Source organism: Enterobacter cloacae complex sp., assembly GCF_900322725.1.
Lineage (GTDB): Bacteria > Pseudomonadota > Gammaproteobacteria > Enterobacterales > Enterobacteriaceae > Enterobacter > Enterobacter quasihormaechei.
Map to the genome: position 1 here is coordinate 3,177,418 of NZ_LT991957.1, position 25,010 is coordinate 3,202,427.

Below are 25,010 nucleotides of genomic sequence, written 5' to 3' on the forward strand. Positions count from 1 at the left end.
GCATTGCCGAAACGGCAGTGCGGCTCCGGTTTTTTATTTTATTTGCTGAGGCATAACGTATGGCATGCGGCGAATTCTCCCTGATTGCCCGTTATTTCGACCGTGTCAGAACCTCTCGTCTTGATGTTGAAACCGGCATTGGCGATGACTGTGCACTTCTCAATGTTCCCGAAAAACAGACGCTGGCAATCAGCACCGACACCTTAGTATGTGGGCGTCACTTCCTGCCCGATATCGATCCTGCTGACCTGGCGTATAAGGCGCTGGCGGTCAACGTCAGCGATCTGGCGGCAATGGGCGCCGACCCGGCCTGGCTGACGCTGGCCCTGACCCTGCCGGAGGTGGATGAAGCCTGGCTTGAAGCGTTCAGCGATGCGCTGTTTGAACAGCTGAACTATTACGATATGCAGCTGATTGGCGGTGACACCACTGCGGGTCCGCTATCGATGACCCTGGCCATTCACGGTTATGTGCCTGCCGGGCGCGCGCTCAAGCGCTCGGGCGCAAAACCGGGAGACTGGATCTACGTGACCGGTACGCCGGGAGATAGCGCGGCAGGTCTGGCGATCCTTCAGAACCGTTTAGCGGTTGAAGATGCGGACGATGCGGCGTACCTGGTGAAGCGTCACCTGCGGCCAACGCCGCGTATTCTGCACGGTCAGGCGCTGCGCGAGCGGGCCAGTTCGGCTATCGACCTGTCTGACGGGCTGATCTCCGATCTTGGTCATATCCTGAAAGCCAGCGGCGTGGGCGCCCGTATCGATCTTGATCTGTTCCCGCTGTCAGAGCCGCTGCGTCGCCATGCCGAGCCTGAACAGGCGCTGCGCTGGGCGTTATCCGGTGGGGAAGATTATGAGCTGTGCTTTACCGTTCCCGAACTGAACCGCGGGACGCTGGACGTGGCGTTAGCGCATCTGGGAGCGAAATTTACCTGCATTGGGCAGGTGATGCCGGAGAGCGAAGGACTACTGTTTGTCCGTGATGGTGCCCCGGTTACGCTTGACTGGAAAGGGTACGATCATTTTGGGTGAGTGTTTTGCCGGGTGGCGGCTTCGCCTTACCCGGCCTACGATCGCACTCTATTTGTAGGCCGGGTAGGCGCAGCGCCACCCGGCAAGTGTTTACTTAAACCCCACCACCGGATGCTGCTGATACGGCGTCTCCAGCTCGGCAACCTGCTCCGGCGTCAGCGATAAATCCACCGCGCTTAACAACTCGTCCAGCTGTTCTTCCCGCGATGTACCAATAATCGGTGCGGCGACACCCCGCTTGCCCAGCAGCCACGCCAGCGCCACTTGTGCGCGCGTTGCGCCGATATCGTCGGCGATCCCGGCTAAACGTTCGGCAATCAGCGCATCGCTGGCTTCCGTGCTGTCGTACAGATTTTTACCCACTTCATCCGATACCAGCCGCGCCGTGGTTTCTCCCCACGGACGGGTTAAGCGTCCGCGCGCCAGCGGGCTCCACGGGATCACCGCCACGCCTTCCTGGTCGCAGAGCGGCAGCATCTCGCGTTCTTCTTCCCGGTAAATCAGGTTGTAGTGATCCTGCATAGTGACAAAGCGCGCCCAGCCGTGCTGCGCCTGGAGATCGAGCGCCTGAGCAAACTGCGACGCGTGCATGGACGACGCGCCGATATAGCGCGCTTTACCCGCTTTTACGACATCGTTCAGCGCTTCAAGCGTCTCTTCAATCGGCGTGTTGTAATCCCAGCGGTGGATTTGCAGCAGGTCGACGTAATCCATGTTCAGGCGTCTGAGGCTGTCATCGATGGAACGGAGGATCTGCGCGCGAGAAAGGCCTTCAGTCAGATCGCCTGACGGGTAGTAAACCTTGGTGGCGACCACAATCTCATCCCGACGGGCAAAATCACGCAGGGCGCGGCCCACAATCTCTTCGCTGCTGCCGTCAGAGTAGCTGTTGGCGGTATCGAAGAAGTTGATGCCGCCGTCTATGGCGCGCTTGATGATGGGGCGGCTGCTCTCTTCCGGCAGCGTCCAGGCGTGATTTCCCCGGTCAGGCTCGCCAAAGGTCATGCAGCCCAGGCAAAGCCGGGACACCCTGAGGTCCGTTTTTCCTAATGTCGTGTATTGCATGGTTCCGCTCCTGCTGTTTAAACAATACGTTTAAGCATAGCAGGAGCAGAAAAGGGGAGGGATCAGGTCAGCCAGCTGCGGATTCTGGCTTCGATACCGGTGGCGTCCAGGCCGATGTCGGCACGCGCCTCGTCCTGAGTACCTTGCGGGATAAAGTGGTCCGGCAGGCCGAGATTCAGCACCGGAACCCATTTACGGTTCGCCATCAGCACTTCGTTAACGCCGCTACCCGCGCCACCCATGATGGCGTTCTCTTCCAGCGTTACCAGCACGTCATGGCTTTCCGCCATGCTCAGAATCAGAGATTCATCGAGCGGCTTCACAAAGCGCATATCCACCAGCGTCGCGTTCAGGGTTTCAGCGACTTTTGCCGCTTCCGGCATCAGCGTACCAAAGTTCAGTATCGCCACTTTTTCGCCGCGACGTTTCACCAGACCTTTACCGATGTCCAGCTTTTCCAGCGGCTGAAGTTCAACGCCAAGGGCATTGCCGCGCGGATAACGTACCGCGCAGGGGCCGTCCTGATAGTGGTAGCCGGTATACAGCATCTGACGACACTCGTTTTCGTCGCTTGGCGTCATGATGACCATGTCCGGGATGCAGCGCAGGAAGGAGAGATCAAACGCCCCCTGGTGCGTCTGGCCGTCGGCCCCCACGATGCCCGCGCGGTCGATAGCAAACAGCACCGGCAGCTTCTGGATGGCAACGTCATGGATCACCTGATCGTAGGCGCGTTGCAGGAAGGTGGAGTAAATCGCCACCACCGGCTTGTAGCCGCCAATCGCCAGCCCTGCCGCGAAGGTAACCGCGTGCTGCTCGGCGATGGCGACGTCGAAATACTGGTCCGGATATTTTTTGGAGAACTCGACCATACCGGAGCCTTCACGCATGGCAGGCGTGACCGCCATCAGCTTGTTATCTTTTGCCGCCGTTTCGCACAGCCAGTCGCCAAAGATTTTTGAGTAGCTCGGCATTCCGCCGCTGCTTTTCGGCAGGCAGCCGCTGGTATGGTCAAATTTAGGCACCGCGTGGAAGGTGATCGGATCTTTTTCCGCCGGTTCGTAGCCACGCCCTTTTTTGGTCATGATGTGCAGGAACTGTGGGCCTTTCAGATCGCGCATGTTTTTCAGCGTGGTCACCAGACCCAGCACATCGTGCCCGTCCACCGGGCCGATATAGTTAAAGCCCAGCTCTTCGAACAGCGTGCCCGGCACGACCATGCCTTTGATGTGTTCTTCGGTACGCTTGAGCAGCTCTTTGATCGGCGGCACGCCGGAGAAGACTTTTTTCCCGCCTTCCCGCAGGGAGGAGTAAAGCTTGCCGGAAAGCAGCTGCGCCAGATGGTTATTCAGCGCGCCGACGTTTTCGGAGATCGACATTTCGTTATCGTTGAGGATAACCAGCATGTCCGGCTTGATATCGCCCGCGTGGTTCATGGCTTCAAAAGCCATCCCAGCGGTGATCGCCCCGTCGCCAATGACGCAGACGGTACGGCGTTGTTTATTCTCTTTTTCGGCGGCAACGGCAATCCCGATGCCCGCGGAAATGGATGTCGATGAGTGGCCGACGCTTAACACGTCAAACTCGCTCTCGCCGCGCCACGGGAACGGATGCAGGCCACCTTTCTGGCGAATGGTGCCAATTTGATCGCGACGTCCGGTCAGAATTTTGTGCGGATAGGCCTGGTGGCCCACATCCCAGATCAGCTGATCGAACGGCGTGTTATAGACGTAATGCAACGCCACGGTCAGCTCAACCGTGCCAAGCCCGGAGGCGAAGTGGCCGCTGGAGCGGCTAACGCTGTCGAGCAGGTAGCGACGCAGCTCGTCACACAGCTTCGGCAGACTCTCTTTCGGCAACAGACGTAACTCCTGAGTGGAGTCAACTAACGCCAGTGTCGGGTATTTGGCAATATCAAAACTCATCAAAGGCTCATCGAGATATATAGTTTATTTATCACGCTGGATTATGTAGTCCGCTAGCGCTTCCAGTGCCGAGGTATCCAGCGATTGCGCGGCCAGCTCATTCAGCGACCGGCGGGCATCGTCTATCAGATCCCGGGCTTTACGTTGGGCATGCTCAAGGCCCAGCAGGGCGGGGTAGGTACTTTTGCCAAGCTGCTGATCCGCACCCTGACGTTTTCCCAATGTTGCAGTATCGCCCACCACATCCAGAATGTCATCCTGAACCTGGAATGCCAGACCGATACTTTCTGCGTATCTGTCCAGAATCGGCAGGGCTTTGCGCCCGCGTTCACCCGCGCTCAGCGCGCCCAGGCGAACGGCTGCCCGAATCAGTGCGCCCGTTTTGTGACGGTGGATGCGCTCCAGCTGTTCCAGCGTCACCTGACGACCTTCAGCTTCTAAATCCAGCGCCTGGCCGCCGCACATGCCGGCGACGCCGCTGGCCATCGCCAGCTCGGACACCATCGCCAGACGATCGCGATCGCTTACCTCAACCATCGGCGCATCGCTCAGAATTGAGAACGCCAGGGTTTGCAGAGCATCGCCCGCCAGAATGGCATTCGCTTCGCCGAACTTAATGTGGCAGGTCGGCTGACCGCGACGCAGATCGTCATCGTCCATCGCCGGGAGATCGTCGTGGATCAGCGAATAGGCGTGAATGCACTCCACGGCGGCTGCCGGGGCGTCCAGCGTGTTATCGCTGATGCCAAACATGTTGCCCGTGGCATACACGAGGAACGGACGCAGGCGTTTACCTCCTAAGAGTGCGCCATAGTGCATGGCTTCAACCAGTGGAGTGTTCTGAAAAGGCTGCGGCTCAATAAAACGGCGCAGGGCGTCGTTGGCGCGAACGACGCGCGCCAGAAGCGCGTTGGAAAAATCCATTTACTCGGCGTCCGGTGTGAATGGCGTGGTTTTAGCGTCTTCGCTGTCGGAAAGCAGGATCTGCACACGCTGCTCGGCCTGCTGGAGCTTTACCTGCCCCTGGCGCGCAAGCTGCACACCGCGTTCAAATTCGTTGAGGGCATCTTCCAGCGGTAAATCGCCGCTCTCGAGGCGGGTAACAATCTGCTCAAGCTCACTCAGCGCAGTTTCAAAACTGGCCGGTGCGTCGTTCTTCTTCGGCATAGTGAATTAACTCTTATATTCTTCGCCCCAACATGGTAACGGACTCGGGGCAATTATCAAATAACGCGAGTGGCGCGATGGTGGTATACTTGCGCGCCTGGATGCAGCCACGGGTGTGGGCTGCTGTATCATTTTCCACTACAAGCCTTTATAAGCTTGCCTAAGAAACATTGCCGCCATGAAGTTTATCATTAAATTGTTCCCTGAAATCACCATCAAAAGCCAATCTGTGCGTTTGCGCTTTATTAAAATTCTCACCGGGAACATTCGTAACGTTTTAAAACACTACGACGAAACGCTCGCCGTGGTGCGTCACTGGGACCACGTTGAAGTCCGCGCGAAAGACGAAAGCAAACGTCTTGATATTCGCGACGCGCTGACCCGTATTCCAGGTATTCATCATATTCTGGAAGTGGAAGACGTTCCGTTCAGCGATATGCACGATATCTTCGAAAAGGCGCTGGTACAGTACCGCGACCTGATCGAAGGCAAAACCTTCTGCGTACGCGTGAAGCGTCGCGGTAAGCACGAGTTTAGCTCGATTGAAGTTGAGCGCTACGTCGGCGGCGGTCTGAACCAGCACGTTGAGACGGCGCGCGTGCGCCTGACTAACCCGGACGTCACCGTTAACCTTGAGATCGAGAACGATCGTCTGCTGCTGGTTAAGGGCCGTTATGAAGGTATTGGCGGTTTCCCGATCGGCACGCAGGAAGATGTGCTGTCGCTGATCTCCGGCGGCTTCGACTCCGGCGTCTCCAGCTATATGCTGATGCGTCGCGGCTGCCGCGTACACTACTGCTTCTTCAACCTGGGCGGCGCGGCGCATGAAATTGGCGTCCGTCAGGTGGCGCATTACCTGTGGAACCGTTTCGGCAGCTCCCACCGTGTGCGTTTTGTGGCGATCAACTTTGAGCCGGTAGTGGGCGAAATCCTTGAAAAAGTGGATGACGGCCAGATGGGCGTGATCCTCAAACGTATGATGGTACGCGCGGCGTCCAAAGTGGCCGAGCGCTACGGCGTGCAGGCGCTGGTCACCGGCGAAGCGCTGGGCCAGGTCTCCAGCCAGACGCTGACCAACCTGCGTCTTATCGACAACGTATCAGATACGCTGATCCTGCGTCCGCTGATCTCGCACGATAAAGAGCACATCATCGATCTGGCGCGCAAAATCGGTACTGAAGATTTTGCCCGTACCATGCCGGAATATTGCGGTGTGATCTCAAAAAGCCCAACCATCAAGGCGGTGAAGGCGAAGATCGAAGCGGAAGAAGAGAACTTCGATTTCAGCATTCTGGAAAAAGTGGTGGCGGAAGCGTCCAACATTGATATCCGCGAGATTGCCCAGCAGACCGAGCAGGACGTGGTTGAGGTGGAAACCGTCAGCGGCTTCGGCGCTAACGATGCCATTCTGGATATCCGCTCGATTGACGAGCAGGATGACAAGCCGTTGCAGGTGGAAGGCGTGGACGTGGTTTCTCTGCCGTTCTACAAGCTGAGCACCCAATTTGGCGATCTCGACCAGAGCAAAACGTATCTGCTGTGGTGTGAGCGCGGGGTGATGAGCCGTTTGCAGGCGCTGTACCTGCGTGAGCAGGGCTTCGCGAACGTGAAGGTGTATCGCCCGTAGCCTATTGCCCGGTGGCGCTTCGCTTACCGGGCCTACGGTACCGTGCACTTGTAGGCCGGGTAAGGCGTAGCCGCCACCCGGCTTTTTTACTCGTAGTAATTATAAATCCCCGCCGCCATCACCAGCGATGACGCCACTTCGTACGCTTTCTCGCGCCCGACCAGCAGGTCAATAATCTTTAAGCCAAAATCAATGGCGGTGCCCGGCCCCTGGCTGGTGAGCAGGTTAACCCGCGGATCCCAGACCACGCGCTTATCCACCCACTGCTCTTGCGGAATGGTGTCCTTAAGGCCGGGGAAGCCGGTCATATTGCCGATGGGGAAGATGTCGTGTGGAACCAGCACCGTGCCTGCGGCAGCACAGATTGCCGCGACGATACGCCCGGAAAGATGAAACTGACGAACGGTTTCAACCAGCAGCGGGCTGTCGCGGAAACACTCCGCGCCTTTTAAGCCGCCCGGCAGGACAATAATGTCGTAATCGCCGTCCGCCACCTGTACGAGCGGTGCATCCGCCAGGATCTTCACCCCACGGGAACAGACGATCGTCAGATCGCCGTCGCTAGCGACGCTGGCGGTGGTGACTTTGATACCGCCGCGCACCATTAAATCAATGGCGGTGACCGCTTCTGTCTCTTCGCTACCAGGGGCGAGGCATACCAGTGCCGATGCGCTCATACTCACTCTCCTTTCGTTTTACTGACTCAAACAGACGGCTGTTTTCGGCAACGGTAATGCCGTGTGCCCGGGCGCGTTTTAACAGATAACCGGTAATGTAATCAATTTCGGTATGCCGCATCGCCCGGACATCCTGCAACATTGAAGAGATATTTTCTGCCGTACTCTCAATGACCTGGTCGACATAATAACGTAAATCGGTCTCTGAGGTGTGGTAGCCTTCGCGCTCAATCACGTCGGCAACTTCCCGGCAAATCAGCGCCACCTGATCCGAATGCTGACGCAGTTCACCGTTAGGGCAGTCCAGCAGGGCGGTCAGGGGGTTGATCGCGCAGTTGACCGCCAGCTTGCGCCACAGTTCCGCACGAATGTTATTGTGCCAGGCGACGTCAGGCAGCGTGCATTGCAACGTATCGGCAAGATAGCTGTAATCGCCGGGCTGCTCACGCGCAGGACCGATATGGGTGATACCGCTGGCTACGTGAATAATGACGCTACCGTCGCGACGTGCCGCGTGGGTGGTTGTCCCCATTAGCAGCGGTTGCCGGACAGTTTTTAGCTCTTCAATGGTACCCATGCCGTTGTGGATCAGCAGGATTGGCGTGCTTTCAGGTAACTGGGCGGCCAGGCTTTTCACCGCATCGGAGACCTGCCAGGCCTTCAGCGTGACCAGCAGCAGATCGCTGGTGGCGAGAAATTCCGGATCGTTTGCCGTCAAAGACTTGTTAAAAATTGAACCGTCGGTACCCATCACATTCACACTGCAATAGGGCTGAGGAATGCGCAGCCAGCCCTGTACGTCGTGTCCCTGTTTGCATAGCGCTGTAAGCCAGAGTTGGCCAAGGGCTCCGCATCCAAGCACTGTTACTTTCATTGTTCCTCCTCACCTGCAACGGTGCCAGGTGCTGTGACGCTAAGTATAGCGGCATCAGCTAAGCTTCTCGTTATGCCTCGTTGCGGGTATTATGCAACGCAACAAAAATGAAGGGAGAAGAAAAGATGCCATCTTTCGATATTGTTTCTGAAGTTGATTTGCAGGAAGCGCGTAACGGCGTAGATAACGCGATCCGTGAGGTTGAGTCACGTTTCGATTTTCGCGGCGTTGAGGCGACGATTGAACTGAACGACGCTAACAAGACGATCAAAGTCCTGAGCGAGTCTGATTTCCAGGTCAATCAGCTGCTGGATATCCTGCGCGCCAAGCTGCTCAAGCGCGGCATCGAAGGGACCTCACTGGATGTGCCGGAAGATTTCGTTCATAGCGGTAAAACCTGGTTTGTGGAAGCGAAGCTGAAGCAGGGCATTGAAAGTGCCGTGCAGAAGAAAATCGTGAAGCTGATTAAAGACAGTAAGCTGAAGGTGCAGGCGCAGATCCAGGGCGAAGAAATTCGCGTAACCGGAAAATCTCGCGACGATCTCCAGTCCGTCATGGCGCTGGTGCGCGGCGGCGATTTGGGGCAACCGTTCCAGTTTAAAAACTTCCGCGATTAAGACAATAATGCCCGGCTAAACCGGGCATTTTTTCAGGCCTTCAGCGCCTGCTCCACCTCAAAGCGGTTCGTCACTTTGCTGTCAATTTTGACGTACGCACTGCGCTCTTCCGGGACAATCAGCACTTCGCTCACGCCCTCTGTCGCTTCCAGACGCTGTTTTAACGCATCACCGATTGTCACCTCATCGGGAATTTCTACCCGCAGGCTACTCACATAGCGCGGCTCTTTCATGGTGCTGGCCACAAACAGCCAGAGCATCGCCAGCAGCGCACCGGCGAGGAAAACGGTCTGGGAATCAAAAAGACCGTCCACCCAGCCTCCAAGCGAGCCGCCGATCGCCACCCCGAGGAACTGGCTGGTAGAGTAAATGCCCATCGCGGTGCCTTTGTATCCTGCCGGAGACTCTTTGCTGATCAGCGAGGGCAGCAGGGCTTCCATCAGATTAAACGCCAGGAAGAACAGCTGTACGCCTGCGATAAGCTCCCAGAAGTGCGGGCCGGCGCCCCACAGCACAATCTCGGCAATCAGCAGTAATGCCACGCAGCCCACGAAGACGCGTTTCATTTTGCGCTTCACTTCGGCGTAAATAATGAAGGGCACAACGGAGACAAACGAGATTAGCATTGTGACCAGATAAATTTTCCAGTGCTCGGCCGCCGGGAAACCTGCTGCGGCAAGCTGGCCGGGCAGGGCGACGAAGGTGGACATCAGCAGAATGTGCAGACACATAATGCCGAAGTTAAGCTTAAGCAGACGCGGCTCGGCGATGACTTTGCTAAAGCAGCCTTTAACCATCCCGGATTCACGGTTGAGGACGTGATTTTTACTGTCTGGCACAACCCACAGCGTGAGCGCGATCCCGATGGTCGCCAGCACCGCAATCATCCAGAACAGAGCGTGCAGGCCGAGCGCATGCGTGATAATCGGCCCCAGCACCATGGCAATGGCAAAAGTGACGCCGAAGCTGACGCCAATAAACGCCATGGCTTTGGTGCGGTTTTGCTCGCGGGTTAAATCTGACAGCAGCGCCATCACGGCAGCAGCAATGGCACCGGACCCTTGCAGGGCGCGGCCAAGAATAATGCCCCAGATGGAGTGGGAGAGGGCGGCAATGACGCTGCCCAGGATAAATACCAGCAGCCCGCCGACAATCAGCGGTTTGCGACCCACGCGGTCGGAGAGCAGGCCAAAGGGGATCTGGAAAATTGCCTGCGCCAGGCCGTAGATACCGATCGCCAGACCAATCAGCGCTTCGCTGGCACCCTGTAACGCCATGCCGTACGTGGTCAGAACGGGCAGGACCATAAACATGCCAAGCATCCGCAGCGAGAAAACAGTCCCTAAACCCCAGGTCGCACGCAGCTCGCCTGGCGTCATTTTATAATCGTTCATTACCACCTCAGTTCAAAAGCAGGCCATAGTGTAGTGCGGGGAAGGGGCGGGGTAAATAAAGGCTTATTTAACAAATATTACATGCGTGATTAATGGATTTGGTGAATAAAAAAGGGTGCCGAAGCACCCTTTTCATCATCACATAAACTTACCAGACGTAAGTCAGCAGGTTTTGCGAGTCCGGCACCATAAAGTCTACGGACATCATCACGGACAGGGAGGTGATGGCGACAATCGAGAACACAAACAGCTTGCGTGCCCAGACTTTGTCGTCTTCCACCTTGTAGCCGCGCAGGGCCATGCCGAGCCACCAGACGCTCACCGCGGCCGCTACCACCAGATATTTATATCCGGCGTAACCGCCCAGAGAGAGCATCAGCGTTGCCACGGCAAAGGCGATGATGTACAGCGTGATGTGGTTCTTGGCAACCGAGATACCTTTCACGACCGGCAGAACCGGAATGTTCGCCGCCTGATAATCCTTGAAGCGGAAAATCGCGATGGCGTAGGAGTGCGGCATCTGCCACAGGCTAAAGATAGCCAGCAGGATGAGCGCACCGCTGTCGAACTCGTTCGTGACGGCGCAGTAGCCAATCACCGGCGGCGCAGCGCCGGAGAGAGAACCAATCAGCGTGCCGTAGACGGAGTGACGTTTCATATACAGGCTGTAGACGCCCACATACACCACGAACCCCATCACCCCCAGCCAGCAGGCCAGCGGGTTAGCACCAAACCACAGCAGCATAAAGCCAGCAATACCCAGCAAGGTGGCGTACACCAGCGAGACGGAAGGGGCAATCAGGCCTTTAACCAGCACCCGATTTTTGGTCCTTTCCATCTTCTTGTCGATATCCATGTCGATGTAGTTGTTAAATACACAACCGGACGCAACCACCAGTGACACACCGACCAGCGTGTAAATAAAGAGGGTGTAATCAATGCTGCCTTTAGAGGCCAGCAGGAACCCTCCGATTACGGAGATCAGGTTGCCAAAGATGATGCCTGGTTTCGTGACTTGCAGGTATTGCTTAAACATACTCGCCGCTCTTAGTGAACCATCATGTTGTAGTTAAGGTTCCACATAATCCAGATGGAACCGACTACCAGGATAGCGATGATAATCACGGTAAAGATAAAGGCCGTCATGTTCCAGCCTTCATCGGACTTGGTGTTCATGTGCAGGAAGCAAACCAGATGCACCAGAATCTGAATCACTGCGGTCACCAGGATTGCTCCCAGGATAACCGGCTTGGATGCAGAACCGTTCATCACCATCCAGAACGGGATCACCGTCAGGATGATCGACAGGATGAAACCTGTCATGTAGGTTTTTACGCTGCCGTGGGAAGCGCCATGATCGTTAGAATGACTCATTACATCGCCCCCATCAGATAGACAACAGAGAACACACAGATCCATACCACGTCAAGGAAGTGCCAGAACAGGCTCAGGCACATAATACGGGTACGGTTAGTACTGGTCAGGCCGCGACGGGAGATCTGGAACATCAGAACCGCCATCCAGATCAGGCCCGAGGTCACGTGCAGACCGTGGGTGCCGACCAGCGCGAAGAACGCCGACAGGAAGCCGCTGCGATCCGGACCGAAACCTTCCGCAATCAGGTGATGGAATTCATAGATTTCCATCCCGATAAAGCCAGCACCAAACAGCCAGGTCAACGCCAGCCAGGAGACAACCTGGCTCTTGTTGTTTTTATACATGGCGATAGCCGCCATGCCGTAGGTGATGGAGCTGAATAACAGCAGTGCGGTTTCAACCAGAACGAACGGCAGCTCAAAGATGTCCTTACCGGTCGGGCCGCCCGCTGTGCCGTTCACCAGAACGGCATAGGTTGCGAACAGACAGCAGAACAGGATGCAGTCGCTCATCAGGTAGATCCAGAAACCGAAAACTTTATTCGGTCCTGCATCATGGTGCGCATGCTCATGCGCGTGGGCAGTTGAGTGCGCCAGAGTATCAGTTGCCATTTTTCAGCCCCGCTTTAGAAATCTCGTCAAAATGCTGATTTTCCAGCTTTTCAACTTCACGGACTGGTACGTAGTAGTCCACGTCCTCGTCAAAGCTCTTCACAATCCAGCTGATTACGATGCCAGCGAAGCCAACAATCGCCATCCACCAGATGTGCCAGATCATTGCGAAACCAAATACCGTCGCGAAAGCGGCAATCACAATGCCCGCAGCGCTGTTTTTCGGCATGTGGATCTCTTCGTAATGCTCAGGCTGCTTGTACGCTTCACCTTTTTCTTTCATTTCCCAGAATGCGTCGCGTTCATGGATCTGCGGCACAACGGCGAAGTTATAGAAAGGAGGTGGAGAAGAGGTTGCCCACTCCAGCGTACGGCCACCCCACGGGTCACCAGTCAGGTCACGGTTCTGGTCGCGGTCGCGAATAGAAACGTAGAACTGAATCAGCTGAGACGCGATACCGCAGGCAATCAGAACCGCACCGCCCGCTGCAACCATCAGCATTGGGTGGAACTGCGGGTCAATCTGCTGGCTCAGGCGACGGGTCATACCCATGAAGCCCAGCACGTACAGCGGCATAAACGCCACGAAGAAGCCAATGATCCAGAACCAGAACGCGCGTTTACCCCAGGTTTCGTTCAGCGTGAAGCCAAACGCTTTAGGCCACCAGTAGGTCACACCTGCGAAGCAGCCGAAGACGACGCCGCCGATGATAACGTTATGGAAGTGCGCAATCAGGAACAGACTGTTGTGCAGAACGAAGTCAGCGCCTGGTACCGCCAGCAGTACGCCGGTCATCCCGCCTACGGAGAAGGTCACGATGAAGCCGATAGTCCACAGCATGGCTGAGTGGAACTGGATACGGCCCTGGTACATAGTGAACAGCCAGTTGAAGATCTTAACCCCGGTTGGGATCGCGATAATCATGGTGGTAATACCGAAGAAGGCGTTTACGTTCGCGCCCGCACCCATGGTGAAGAAGTGGTGCAGCCAGACGATGAACGACAGAACGGTAATACACACGGTTGCCCACACCAGCGAGGTGTAGCCAAACAGACGTTTACGCGAGAAGGTTGCCGCGATTTCGGAGAACACACCGAACACAGGCAGAACCAGAATGTACACTTCCGGGTGACCCCAGGCCCAAATCAGGTTGATGTACATCATCATGTTGCCACCCATATCATTCGTGAAGAAATGGGTGCCCAGATAGCGATCCAGGGTCAGCAGCGCGATGGTGACGGTCAGAATTGGGAATGACGCGATAATCAGTACGTTGGCGCACAGAGATGCCCAGGTAAATACTGGCATCTTGAACATCGTCATACCTGGTGCACGCATCTTCAGGATGGTCACGAAGAAGTTAATACCGGTCAGGGTGGTACCGACACCGGAGAGCTGAAGCGCCCAAATCCAGTAGTCAACGCCGACGCCCGGACTGTACTCAATTCCCGAAAGCGGCGGGTAAGCCAGCCAGCCGGTCTGAGCAAACTCGCCCACGCCCAGTGACAGGTTAACCAGGATAACGCCGACAACGGTGAACCAGAAGCTCAGGTTGTTCAGGAACGGGAACGCAACGTCACGCGCGCCGATTTGCAGCGGAACGACAACGTTCATCAGACCGATAACCAGCGGCATCGCCACGAAGAAGATCATGATAACGCCGTGAGCGGTAAAGATCTGATCGTAGTGGTGCGGCGGCAGGAAGCCTGCTTCACCCGCAGAAGCGAGCGCCTGCTGGCTACGCATCATGATCGCATCCGCAAAGCCACGAATTAACATGACGATACCGACGATGCAGTACATGATGCCGAGTTTTTTGTGGTCGACCGAAGTCAGCCACTCGTTCCACAGGTAGCTCCACTTACCGAAGTAAGTGATAAGGCCCAGTACGGCCGCGCCACCAATGATAATTGCAGCAATCGTAACCATGATAATGGGTTCATGGTACGGCACCGCATCCAATGTCAATTTTCCGAACATTTTCTTCCTCGGCCCCTTAGTGAGCGGTTTCCGCGTGGCTCATGTCCATGCCTTCCATACCCTGGTGCGTGTTGTGCTCGCCTTCAGGCTGGGTCATGTCCATGCTCATACCGTGATCCATAAATTTGCCAATAACATCTTTGAACAGATTCGGTTTCACGTTAGAGAAGTACTCCACCTTGTTATATTCGCTAGGTGCAGCCACTTTTTCGAACGCCGCCATGTCAGACATGGTGTTGGTAGACTGCTTCGCTTTTGCAACCCACTGGTCGAAAGTCGCGCGGTCTGGCGTAGCGATAGCTTTGAACTTCATACCCGAGAAGCCCGGGCCACTATAGCTGGCGGAGATACCGTCGTAGGTGCCTGCTTCATTCGCGATCAGGTGCAGGTTAGTCTGCATACCGGCCATCGCGTAAATCTGGCTGCCCAGACGTGGGATGAAGAAGGAGTTCATTACGGAGTTGGAGGTCACTTTGAACTGAACCGGAGTGTTCGCCGGGAAGGCGATTTCATTCACGGTAGCAATGCCCTGCTCTGGATAGATGAAGAACCATTTCCAGTCCATGGAGACCACTTCAATGGTAATGGGTTTTTCATCGTGAACCAGCGGCTTGCTTGGCTCAAGTGCGTGAGTGGTTTTCCAGGTCAGCACGGCAAGGAACAGGATGATCAGAATAGGCACCGTCCAGACCACAGCTTCCACTTTATTGGAGTGTGACCAGTTAGGGCTATACTTCGCATCTTTATTGCTCGCACGATACTTCCAGGCGAAACCAACAGCCATCAAGATGGCAGGAATAACCACAATCAACATCAGGCCAAAAGCCGTCAGTATCAATGAACGTTGTTCCAGTCCAATCTGTCCTTTGGGGTCTAGTAGTGCAGAATCGCAGCCACTGAGTAATACAGTGCCTGCGAATAATGACAACCATCCCAAACTTTTATTGTATTTCCTGAGTCTCATTTAACGACCTCAATTCCACGGGAGTCTGGTGGCGTTTAAAGTGTGGGGGCATTTTACGGGAAGGTTACATTACTGTAAACATCATTAGCCCTGTGTCAGGAAGGTGTTACCGGGTTCTGCCGCACATGTCACAAGTGTTGCAAATTATGTCGCGTTTCAGGAGGGAAGCCGCACGGTATGGGCGTTATAACGAAAGGGTGCCCCAGCATACCTTAAAAGGGACAATTGGTATAACCATTGTTGAAAATACACAAATAATTAACAATTAATTATCAATAAAAAGACAACTAAAAAACGAAAATTCAATCTTTCAAAAGCTGAATCGTTTAATGGAAAATAGCGTAGCGAAATAAGCTTCAATAATTTCCGAATGCTATCCCGCACAAAACAACAAATATTTTTTTTACCGAGGGCGGTTATTTCACCGTTATAATTTCGGGTCGTTATTACAACGGGAAATAACCTTTCGCTTTTTTCTTCAGGTCATCCGGGTTTTACGCAGCGACATGAAATCCAGCGTGCCGCCCGTCAGGATGCCCGCAAGGGCCAGTAGCGCGCCAATATCCAGCAGCAGCGCTTCAAAAGGCAGCGATAGACCGGTCGTTGCATTAATAATGAGCACCACCAGCCACAGTACCAGCGCAAGGCAGCCTACCATCATCAGACGCAGCGCAAACCGATAGGCGGCCTGATATTCCGTGCGCGGCATGAAATGTTCCGTCCGCTGGGTATATTCCAGCGTCTGACGACAAATCAGCAGCAATAAAATTCCCGGCACGGCCGCGACCACCGAGAAAAGATAAAACGTCGGCCAGCCGTGAGCTTCAACAAACCAGCCTGCGACAGGGCCAACGTAGACGCGCCCGACGGCGGAAAGCGCTGAGAGCAGCGCAAACTGGGTAGCGGAAAATGACTTATTGCACAGCGTCATCAGCAGGGCAACAAAGGCCGCGGTGCCCATACCGCCGCACAGGTTTTCAAAGAATACGGCCGTCGCCATGCTGATCATATTCTTGTCGGTTACCGACAGCAGCCAATAGCCGGCATTCGATGCGCCCTGAAGGATGCCGAAGATCAGCAGAGCCCGGAACAGCGTCAGGCGCTGCATCAATACGCCGCCGTACAGCGCGCCGACGATGGTGGCAAACAGCCCCAGGGTTTTGTTCACCACGCCGACCTCGCCCGCATCAAACCCGACGCCGCGGATCAGGAAGGTGGTGGTCAGGCTCATGGCGAAAGCATCGCCGAGCTTATAAAGGACAATCAGCAGCAGGATCAGCCAGGCATTATTGCGACCGAAGAAGTCGCGGAGCGGTGCTGCGACGGCCTGCTCCAGCGAGCGGGGAACCGGAATAACATCGCTCGGTTCAGGCGCAAATAGCGTGGCGATAATGCAGGGGATCAGCAGAGCGGCCATCAGCCAGTACATTCCCTGCCAGCCGAGATAGCGGTCGGCAAGCCAGAGTGCCAGGCCGCCGGAAACCAGCATACCCAGGCGGTAGCCCAGCACGCTGATTGCCGCACCGGCACCACGCTCTTCCGCGGGCAAGACGTCCGTTTTCCAGGCGTCAAAAACAATGTCCTGGGACGCGGAGCAGAAGGCGATGACCACCGCAAGCGCGGCCATCCAGCGCAGCTGCGTTGACGGCTCAAGGAAACCCATTGCGGCGATCGCGATCAGCAGGAAAACCTGCGTTATTACGAGCCAGCCGCGACGGCGACCGAGGAACGGCGGGGTATAGCGGTCCATCACCGGCGACCACAGGAACTTGAAGACGTAGGCCTGACCGACGAGCGAGAAGAAACCAATGGTTTTAAGATCGATGTTCTCGACCGTCATCCACGCCTGTAACGTGCCGGAGGTGAGCGCAAGCGGTAAACCGGAGGCGAAACCAAGGATCAGCAGAATAGCTGATTTGGGTTGCTGGAAAATGCGTAAGTAGTGACTGGACATATTCTTATGAGCTGACCCGGTGAAGCACCGGGTCAGTCAGCAGGATTAACGGGCGTTCTGCTTGATGAAGTCGTGAATGCTGGTGTCCTGTGCCATGTCGGCAATGGTATCAGTCAGCACGCTGTTTACCGCGTCAGCGATATTTTTGTTAGACGCCTGGAATGCGCCTTCAACAGAATAGCTTGCACGGTAGTTTTTATTCATTTTGTTGCCGTTCTTCGCGGTAGCGATGATGGCGATATCGGCTTTCGTCGCGATGTTGTAGCGAACGTTGCCCTGGGAAACGTCAGCGTACAGGTTGTTCACGATGATTTGCAGATCAACCGCGCCGCTCGGGCCAATCATGTAGCCACGGGAGGTCATCTGTTTCTCCAGCACTTCCTGCAACAGGAAGCGCAGATCGCGGGAGGCGGTCAGGGTGACCTGCTGGTTGTCGCGGGTCACTTTCGCCAGCGCCTGATCCTGACGCTGATCGGCACCATTAATGCTGACCGTGACGCCCATCAGGCTTGGGTCCTGCTGAGGCAGGGTAATTTTTGGTGAAACGTCGATCGTCGTCGGTGGGGTCGCGCAGCCGGCGAGCATAAAGAGTGCTACCAACGGAAAGAAGATTTTTTTTAACATTTTTGGGTTCTCAACGAATCGTAAGCAAATAGAGAAAAATTGCCGCCATCATAACATCGCCAACGGCCAGTGGAAGTGGTCAACGCATGTAAATTCATCGCCTTGTCCGAAAACTGACCAGCTTTCCGCTTTTCTCTGCCTGTGAGTGACAAAACGTATGAACTTCATAGTGAACTTCATTCGTTTGACTGAGAAAATCAGACGAAAGCTAAATATTTGTTGTCAAGGTGTAATGGAAACGGTAAAAGCGGCTAATATTTAAAGGGATGGGTGACATCTTAGCGTTGTCGGAGGAGTGATTTCATGATGATACGTGAACAGATAGAAGAAAAATTAAGGGCAGCGTTCAACCCTGTGTTTCTCGAAGTTGTCGACGAAAGCTATCGTCATAACGTGCCGGCAGGTTCTGAAAGCCACTTCAAAGTGGTTCTGGTCAGCGATCGCTTCACGGGAGAACGTTTCCTGAACCGACACCGCCTGATCTACAGCACCTTGACGGAAGAACTCTCCACAACCGTACATGCCCTGGCGCTGCACACTTACACCATTAAGGAGTGGGAAGGGCTACAGGATACGGTATTCGCATCTCCGCCTTGTCGCGGTGCAGGCACCATCGCCTGATAAATCGGATTTGCAACCGCCGGAGTTTTTCCAGTATGTTGCATACAGATTTCGTCAAAACGGCCTTCGGGCCGTTTTGTTTTGTCTGAGTTTTGAGCGGATGGTGCGTTTTTGAGGCTAAAAATAGCCTTAAAGTGTGAAAAAAGCCGCAGCTACATACGCCAACCGTTCTCGACTCACCTAAGTGATGCCGCTATAATGCCGCGTCTTAATGAATGTCTTCGGGATGATTCTGGCGACAGGGAATGTGAATCTGCACATAAGAGAGCATCCCGGTATAACAGACAGATTCAGAGTTGACCGAGCACTGTGATTTTTTTGAGGTAACAAGATGCAAGTTTCAGTTGAAACCACTCAAGGCCTTGGCCGCCGTGTAACGATTACTATCGCTGCTGACAGCATCGAAACTGCTGTGAAAAGCGAGCTGGTCAACGTAGCAAAAAAAGTACGTATTGACGGCTTCCGCAAGGGCAAAGTACCAATGAATGTTGTTGCTCAGCGTTATGGCGCTTCCGTGCGTCAGGATGTGCTGGGTGAACTGATGAGCCGTAACTTTATCGACGCGATCATCAAAGAAAAAATCAATCCAGCCGGCGCGCCGAACTACGTTCCAGGCGAATACAAGCAGGGCGAAGACTTCACCTACTCCGTAGAGTTCGAAGTGTACCCTGAAGTTGAGCTGAAAGGTCTGGAATCTATCGAAGTTGAAAAACCGATCGTTTCCGTGACCGATGAAGACGTTGACGGCATGCTGGACACCCTGCGTAAGCAGCAGGCGAACTGGAAAGAAAAAGAAGGCGCTGTTGACGCGGAAGACCGCGTAACCATCGACTTCACCGGTTCTGTAGACGGCGAAGAGTTCGAAGGCGGTAAAGCGTCTGATTTCGTACTGGCGATGGGCCAGGGTCGTATGATCCCAGGCTTCGAAGACGGTATCAAAGGCCACAAAGCGGGCGAAGAGTTCACCATCGACGTGACCTTCCCTGAAGAGTACCACGCTGAAAACCTGAAAGGTAAAGCAGCGAAGTTCGTCATCAACCTGAAGAAAGTGGAAGAGCGCGAACTGCCAGAACTGACTGAAGAATTCATCAAGCGTTTCGGCGTTGAAGATGGTTCTGTTGCGGGCCTGCGTACCGAAGTGCGTAAGAACATGGAGCGCGAGCTGAACGGCGCTGTACGTAACCGTGTGAAATCTCAGGCGATTGAAGGTCTGGTAAAAGCGAACGAGATCGACGTTCCTGCTGCCCTGATCGACAGCGAAATCGACGTTCTGCGCCGTCAAGCTGCACAGCGTTTCGGTGGCAACCAGCAGCAAGCGATGGAACTGCCGCGCGAGCTGTTTGAAGAGCAAGCGAAACGCCGCGTTGTTGTTGGCCTGCTGCTGGGTGAAGTGATCCGTACCCACGAGCTGAAAGCTGACGAAGAGCGTGTGAAAGGCCTGATCGAAGAGATGGCGTCTGCATACGAAGATCCATCAGAAGTGATCGAGTTCTACGGTAAGAACAAAGAGCTGATGGACAACATGCGCAACGTCGCACTGGAAGAGCAGGCTGTTGAAGCGGTACTGGCGAAAGCTAAAGTGACCGAAAAAGAGACCTCTTTCACCGAACTGATGAACCAGCAGGCGTAATTTCGCCCCAACGGTTTAAAGTTTGAACAAAAAACCCGTTGCCCTCCGGCGACGGGTTTTTTTTATCGCAGCTTGAGTCCTGGAAGGGTGCTAAAACGCCCTTTCAGTGTTAGCGTTACAACAAAACGTTGTTATGCTTGAAATAGGGCGTGGCGACCCCCATTAGTATGTAATCACGATGATTGAGACTGGCTGATAATCCGTCCATAAGGTTACAATCAGTACAGCAGGTGTTTTCAATTTTGAACCAGGAGACGGAAATGTCATACAGTGGCGAACGAGATAACTTTGCACCCCATATGGCGCTGGTGCCAATGGTTATTGAACAGACCTCACGCGGTGAGCGTTCTTTCGATATCTATTCCCGTCTGCTCAAGGAACGCGTTATCTTTCTGACCGGCCAGGTGGAAGACCATATGGCTAACCTGATCGTGGCGCAGATGCTGTTCCTGGAAGCGGAAAACCCGGAAAAAGACATTTACCTGTACATCAACTCGCCAGGCGGTGTGATTACGGCGGGCATGTCCATTTATGACACCATGCAATTCATCAAGCCGGACGTCAGCACCATCTGTATGGGGCAAGCGGCGTCCATGGGTGCCTTCCTGTTAACCGCAGGGGCGAAAGGTAAGCGTTTCTGCCTGCCAAATTCCCGCGTGATGATTCACCAGCCGCTGGGTGGTTACCAGGGTCAGGCGACGGATATTGAAATCCACGCCCGAGAAATTCTGAAAGTAAAATCGCGCATGAATGAACTTATGGCGCAGCATACAGGTCAACCTCTTGAGCAGATCGAGCGCGATACCGAGCGCGATCGCTTCCTCTCTGCACCAGAGGCAGTTGAGTACGGCTTAGTCGACTCCATTTTGACCCATCGTAATTGATGCCCGCGACGCGAGTGTGCCGCTATACTAAGGTAGGGCGGCACGTTGCCAGTAAGCAGCTTGCGTCTGAGAATGGCATTTGCGTCGTCATGTGCGGCACATAGAACTTAAAAAGAGGTTTGGACTCATGACAGATAAACGCAAAGATGGTTCGGGCAAACTGCTGTACTGCTCTTTTTGCGGCAAAAGCCAGCATGAAGTGCGTAAACTGATTGCCGGGCCGTCCGTGTATATCTGCGACGAATGCGTCGATTTATGTAACGACATCATTCGCGAAGAGATTAAAGAAGTCGCGCCGCACCGTGAGCGCAGCGCGTTGCCAACGCCACACGAAATTCGCCACCACCTCGACGACTATGTCATCGGTCAGGAGCAGGCGAAAAAAGTGCTGGCGGTGGCGGTATACAACCACTACAAACGTCTGCGTAACGGCGATACCAGCAATGGCGTGGAACTGGGTAAAAGTAACATTCTGCTGATCGGGCCGACCGGCTCCGGTAAAACGCTGCTGGCGGAAACCCTGGCGCGCCTGCTGGATGTTCCGTTTACCATGGCGGATGCCACCACCCTGACCGAAGCCGGTTATGTGGGTGAAGACGTTGAAAATATCATCCAGAAGCTGCTACAGAAGTGCGATTACGACGTGCAGAAAGCCCAGCGCGGGATCGTCTATATTGATGAGATCGACAAAATCTCTCGTAAGTCAGACAACCCGTCCATCACCCGTGACGTATCGGGCGAAGGCGTGCAGCAGGCGCTCCTGAAGCTGATTGAAGGTACGGTTGCGGCTGTTCCACCACAGGGTGGGCGTAAGCATCCGCAGCAGGAGTTCTTGCAGGTTGATACCTCCAAGATCCTGTTTATCTGCGGTGGTGCGTTTGCAGGCCTGGATAAAGTGATTTCTCACCGTGTTGAAACCGGCTCCGGCATTGGTTTTGGCGCAACGGTGAAAGCCACGTCTGAAAAACCAAACGAAGGTCAGCTGCTGGCGCAGGTGGAACCGGAAGACCTGATCAAATTCGGTTTGATCCCAGAGTTTATCGGCCGTCTGCCGGTGGTGGCGACCCTGAATGAACTGAGCGAAGACGCGCTGATTCAGATCCTGAAAGAGCCGAAAAACGCGCTGACTAAGCAGTATCAGGCGTTGTTTAATCTGGAAGGCGTTGAGCTGGAATTCCGTGACGAAGCGCTGGACGCGATTGCCAAGAAAGCGATGGCGCGTAAAACCGGCGCGCGTGGTCTGCGTTCTATCGTAGAAGCAGCGTTGCTCGACACGATGTACGATCTGCCTTCTATGGAAGACGTCGAAAAAGTCGTGATCGACGAGTCCGTCATTGGTGGCCAGACCAAGCCGTTGCTGATTTACGGCAAACCGGAAGCGCAGCAGGCATCTGGCGAATAATTCACCAACTCATACAATCAGTTAATCAAAAAGGGGGGATTTTATCTCCCCTTTACTTTTTCCGTATTCATGGCGTTGAATGTATGGGAAACATCCCCATATACTGGATTACATGTTAATGGTTGTGTGAAGCACAGTGACATGACCAGCTTACCTGGCGGACACTAAACTAAGAGAGAGCTCTATGAATCCTGAGCGTTCTGAACGCATTGAAATCCCCGTATTGCCGTTGCGCGATGTGGTGGTTTATCCGCACATGGTCATACCCTTATTTGTAGGGCGGGAAAAATCTATCCGTTGCCTCGAAGCCGCCATGGATCATGATAAAAAAATCATGCTGGTGGCGCAGAAGGAAGCATCAACGGATGAGCCGGGTGTAAACGATCTTTTCACCGTCGGGACCGTGGCCTCTATTTTGCAAATGCTGAAGCTGCCGGACGGCACCGTGAAGGTGCTGGTAGAAGGCTTACAGCGTGCGCGTATTACCACTCTGTCAGATGATGGCGAGCACTTCTCTGCGAAGGCGGAGTACCTTGATTCACCGGAACTGGATGAGCGCGAGCAGGAAGTGCTGGTACGCACCGCGATCAGCCAGTTTGAAGGCTATATCAAGCTGAACAAGAAAATCCCACCTGAAGTGCTGACGTCGCTGAACAGCATCGACGATCCTGCACGTCTGGCGGATACCATCGCTGCACACATGCCGCTGAAGCTGGCTGACAAACAGTCCGTGCTGGAAATGTCCGACGTTAACGAACGTCTGGAATACCTGATGGCGATGATGGAGTCTGAAATCGATCTGCTCCAGGTTGAGAAGCGCATTCGCAACCGCGTCAAAAAGCAGATGGAAAAATCGCAGCGTGAGTACTATCTGAACGAGCAAATGAAAGCCATTCAGAAAGAGCTCGGCGAGATGGACGACGCGCCGGACGAAAACGAAGCGCTGAAGCGTAAGATCGACGCGGCGAAAATGCCGAAAGAGGCAAAAGAGAAAGCCGAAGCCGAGTTGCAGAAGCTGAAAATGATGTCTCCGATGTCGGCAGAAGCGACCGTTGTTCGCGGCTACATTGAGTGGATGGTACAGGTTCCGTGGAATGCCCGCAGCAAGGTCAAAAAAGACCTGCGTCAGGCCCAGGAGATCCTGGATACCGACCACTACGGCCTGGAACGCGTGAAAGACCGCATTCTTGAGTACCTCGCGGTACAGAGCCGTGTGAATAAAATCAAAGGCCCGATCCTGTGCCTGGTCGGACCGCCAGGGGTGGGTAAAACCTCTCTGGGTCAGTCCATCGCCAAAGCGACAGGGCGTAAGTACATCCGTATGGCGCTGGGCGGCGTGCGTGATGAAGCGGAAATCCGCGGCCACCGTCGTACCTATATTGGTTCGATGCCGGGCAAGCTGATTCAGAAGATGGCGAAAGTGGGCGTCAAAAACCCGCTGTTCCTGCTCGATGAGATCGACAAAATGTCTTCGGACATGCGTGGCGATCCGGCGTCGGCGCTGCTGGAAGTGCTTGATCCAGAGCAGAACGTCGCGTTCAGCGATCACTATCTGGAAGTCGACTACGACCTGAGCGATGTGATGTTCGTGGCGACCTCCAACTCCATGAACATTCCGGCACCGCTGCTGGACCGTATGGAAGTGATCCGTCTGTCCGGCTATACGGAAGACGAGAAGCTGAACATTGCTAAGCGGCACCTGCTGCCGAAGCAGATTGAGCGTAACGCGCTGAAAGCTAACGAGCTGACCGTTGAGGACAGCGCCATTGTGGGCATCATTCGTTACTACACCCGTGAAGCGGGCGTGCGTAGCCTTGAGCGTGAGATCTCCAAGCTGTGCCGTAAGGCAGTGAAACAGCTGCTGCTGGATAAGAGCCTGAAACACATCGTGATTAACGGTGACAATCTGCATGCTTACCTCGGCGTTCAGCGCTTCGACTATGGTCGCGCGGACAACGAAAACCGCGTGGGTCAGGTGACCGGTCTGGCATGGACGGAAGTGGGCGGCGATCTGCTGACCATCGAAACCGCCTGCGTGCCGGGCAAAGGCAAGCTGACCTACACCGGCTCGCTCGGTGAAGTGATGCAGGAGTCCATCCAGGCGGCGCTGACCGTGGTGCGCGCACGCGCGGAGAAATTGGGCATCAACGCTGATTTCTACGAAAAACGCGACATTCACGTTCACGTTCCGGAAGGGGCGACGCCGAAAGATGGTCCAAGCGCGGGTATTGCCATGTGTACGGCGCTGGTTTCCTGCCTGACGGGTAACCCGGTTCGTGCCGATGTGGCCATGACCGGTGAAATCACCCTGCGTGGCCAGGTTCTGCCGATCGGCGGGTTAAAAGAAAAACTGCTGGCGGCACACCGCGGTGGGATCAAAACCGTATTGATCCCTTACGAGAATAAACGCGATCTGGAAGAGATTCCGGACAACGTTATTGCTGATTTGCAGATCCATCCGGTGAAACGCATTGAGGAAGTTCTGACTCTCGCACTGCAAAATGAACCGTCCGGAATGCAGGTTGTAACCGCAAAATAGTGACCTCGCGCAAAGAGCGTCAATAAAAACAAGGCTGGTAAGTCAT

Annotated in this window: 22 protein-coding genes; 8 read left to right on the forward strand and 14 right to left on the reverse strand. The window is 54.7% G+C overall.

The annotated features are described in order from the left end of the window. Positions 1–59: 59 nt before the first annotated feature. Positions 60–1,031, forward strand: coding sequence for a thiamine-phosphate kinase (gene thiL, locus DBR02_RS15705; protein ID WP_107534793.1), 972 nt, complete (start codon positions 60–62; stop codon positions 1,029–1,031). Between the two features lie 90 nt (positions 1,032–1,121). On the opposite strand, the gene DBR02_RS15710 is transcribed toward thiL, so the two are convergent. From DBR02_RS15710 to xseB, 4 genes are all read right to left on the reverse strand, one after another. Then, positions 1,122–2,096 (reverse strand): aldo/keto reductase, encoded by a 975-nt coding sequence (locus DBR02_RS15710; RefSeq protein ID WP_063869079.1) that lies wholly within the window; start codon positions 2,094–2,096, stop codon positions 1,122–1,124. Between the two features lie 62 nt (positions 2,097–2,158). Continuing rightward, positions 2,159–4,021, reverse strand: coding sequence for a 1-deoxy-D-xylulose-5-phosphate synthase (gene dxs, locus DBR02_RS15715; RefSeq protein ID WP_107534794.1), 1,863 nt, complete (start codon positions 4,019–4,021; stop codon positions 2,159–2,161). A gap of 24 nt (positions 4,022–4,045) precedes the next feature. Next, entirely contained in the window at positions 4,046–4,945 is a 900-nt protein-coding gene (ispA, locus tag DBR02_RS15720; RefSeq protein WP_107534795.1) for a (2E,6E)-farnesyl diphosphate synthase, read from the reverse strand. Then, a complete protein-coding gene (xseB, locus tag DBR02_RS15725) occupies positions 4,946–5,188 on the reverse strand; it encodes an exodeoxyribonuclease VII small subunit (RefSeq protein WP_003859094.1) in 243 nt (80 codons plus the stop codon). 178 nt (positions 5,189–5,366) lie between these two features. Between xseB and thiI the strand changes: the two genes are divergently transcribed. Further along, on the forward strand, positions 5,367–6,815 hold the full coding sequence (gene thiI / locus DBR02_RS15730; RefSeq protein WP_063869073.1) for a tRNA uracil 4-sulfurtransferase ThiI: 1,449 nt from the start codon (positions 5,367–5,369) through the stop codon (positions 6,813–6,815). An 86-nt stretch (positions 6,816–6,901) separates the two neighbouring features. On the opposite strand, the gene yajL is transcribed toward thiI, so the two are convergent. Both yajL and panE read right to left on the reverse strand, forming a co-directional pair. Further along, positions 6,902–7,492 carry a protein deglycase YajL gene (gene yajL / locus DBR02_RS15735; protein WP_064910902.1) on the reverse strand — a complete coding sequence of 197 codons (591 nt, stop codon included), beginning with the start codon at positions 7,490–7,492 and terminating at the stop codon, positions 6,902–6,904. Continuing rightward, positions 7,455–8,366, reverse strand: coding sequence for a 2-dehydropantoate 2-reductase (gene panE / locus DBR02_RS15740; protein ID WP_107534796.1), 912 nt, complete (start codon positions 8,364–8,366; stop codon positions 7,455–7,457). Before panE ends, yajL begins: the two co-directional genes overlap by 38 nt. A 125-nt stretch (positions 8,367–8,491) precedes the next feature. Between panE and DBR02_RS15745 the strand changes: the two genes are divergently transcribed. Beyond that, positions 8,492–8,983: a YajQ family cyclic di-GMP-binding protein gene (locus DBR02_RS15745; RefSeq protein WP_022647233.1), complete on the forward strand. Its 492-nt coding sequence runs from the start codon at positions 8,492–8,494 to the stop codon at positions 8,981–8,983. Positions 8,984–9,015: 32 nt separating this feature from the next. Here DBR02_RS15745 and DBR02_RS15750 read toward each other — a convergent pair whose 3' ends face one another. The 8 genes from DBR02_RS15750 to DBR02_RS15785 all read right to left on the reverse strand — a co-directional run bounded on the left by DBR02_RS15750 (position 9,016) and on the right by DBR02_RS15785 (position 17,888). Further along, positions 9,016–10,377: an MFS transporter gene (locus tag DBR02_RS15750; protein WP_107534797.1), complete on the reverse strand. Its 1,362-nt coding sequence runs from the start codon at positions 10,375–10,377 to the stop codon at positions 9,016–9,018. Between the two features lie 148 nt (positions 10,378–10,525). Further along, positions 10,526–11,413: a heme o synthase gene (gene cyoE, locus DBR02_RS15755; RefSeq protein WP_003859062.1), complete on the reverse strand. Its 888-nt coding sequence runs from the start codon at positions 11,411–11,413 to the stop codon at positions 10,526–10,528. A gap of 11 nt (positions 11,414–11,424) precedes the next feature. Next, on the reverse strand, positions 11,425–11,751 hold the full coding sequence (locus DBR02_RS15760) for a cytochrome o ubiquinol oxidase subunit IV (protein WP_006809888.1): 327 nt from the start codon (positions 11,749–11,751) through the stop codon (positions 11,425–11,427). Then, positions 11,751–12,365 carry a cytochrome o ubiquinol oxidase subunit III gene (locus DBR02_RS15765; RefSeq protein ID WP_063451697.1) on the reverse strand — a complete coding sequence of 205 codons (615 nt, stop codon included), beginning with the start codon at positions 12,363–12,365 and terminating at the stop codon, positions 11,751–11,753. Before DBR02_RS15765 ends, DBR02_RS15760 begins: the two co-directional genes overlap by 1 nt. Continuing rightward, the gene (gene cyoB, locus DBR02_RS15770; protein ID WP_107534798.1) at positions 12,355–14,346 is read right to left on the reverse strand and encodes a cytochrome o ubiquinol oxidase subunit I; all 1,992 of its coding nucleotides are present in this window, start codon (positions 14,344–14,346) and stop codon (positions 12,355–12,357) included. The genes DBR02_RS15765 and cyoB overlap by 11 nt, the downstream gene beginning before the upstream one ends. A gap of 16 nt (positions 14,347–14,362) precedes the next feature. Then, a complete protein-coding gene (gene cyoA, locus DBR02_RS15775; protein ID WP_003859054.1) occupies positions 14,363–15,310 on the reverse strand; it encodes a cytochrome o ubiquinol oxidase subunit II in 948 nt (315 codons plus the stop codon). A 478-nt stretch (positions 15,311–15,788) separates the two neighbouring features. Continuing rightward, a complete protein-coding gene (ampG, locus tag DBR02_RS15780) occupies positions 15,789–17,264 on the reverse strand; it encodes a muropeptide MFS transporter AmpG (RefSeq protein WP_107534799.1) in 1,476 nt (491 codons plus the stop codon). Positions 17,265–17,309: 45 nt separating this feature from the next. Further along, positions 17,310–17,888, reverse strand: a complete 579-nt coding sequence (locus DBR02_RS15785; protein ID WP_006809883.1) for a lipoprotein — start codon at positions 17,886–17,888, stop codon at positions 17,310–17,312. A 303-nt stretch (positions 17,889–18,191) separates the two neighbouring features. Here DBR02_RS15785 and bolA point away from each other — a divergent pair, with 303 nt between their 5' ends. The 5 genes from bolA (at position 18,192) to lon (ending at position 24,964) form a co-directional block, all read left to right on the forward strand. After that, positions 18,192–18,509, forward strand: coding sequence for a transcriptional regulator BolA (gene bolA / locus DBR02_RS15790; RefSeq protein WP_003859051.1), 318 nt, complete (start codon positions 18,192–18,194; stop codon positions 18,507–18,509). Between the two features lie 331 nt (positions 18,510–18,840). Then, complete coding sequence (gene tig / locus DBR02_RS15795) at positions 18,841–20,139, forward strand: trigger factor (protein WP_063869062.1); 1,299 nt, start codon at positions 18,841–18,843, stop codon at positions 20,137–20,139. Between the two features lie 260 nt (positions 20,140–20,399). Next, positions 20,400–21,023, forward strand: coding sequence for an ATP-dependent Clp endopeptidase proteolytic subunit ClpP (gene clpP, locus DBR02_RS15800; RefSeq protein ID WP_063451693.1), 624 nt, complete (start codon positions 20,400–20,402; stop codon positions 21,021–21,023). Between the two features lie 127 nt (positions 21,024–21,150). After that, the gene (gene clpX, locus DBR02_RS15805) at positions 21,151–22,425 is read left to right on the forward strand and encodes an ATP-dependent protease ATP-binding subunit ClpX (RefSeq protein ID WP_006809879.1); all 1,275 of its coding nucleotides are present in this window, start codon (positions 21,151–21,153) and stop codon (positions 22,423–22,425) included. 184 nt (positions 22,426–22,609) lie between these two features. Beyond that, positions 22,610–24,964, forward strand: coding sequence for an endopeptidase La (gene lon / locus DBR02_RS15810; RefSeq protein ID WP_063451692.1), 2,355 nt, complete (start codon positions 22,610–22,612; stop codon positions 24,962–24,964). Positions 24,965–25,010 lie beyond the last annotated feature (46 nt).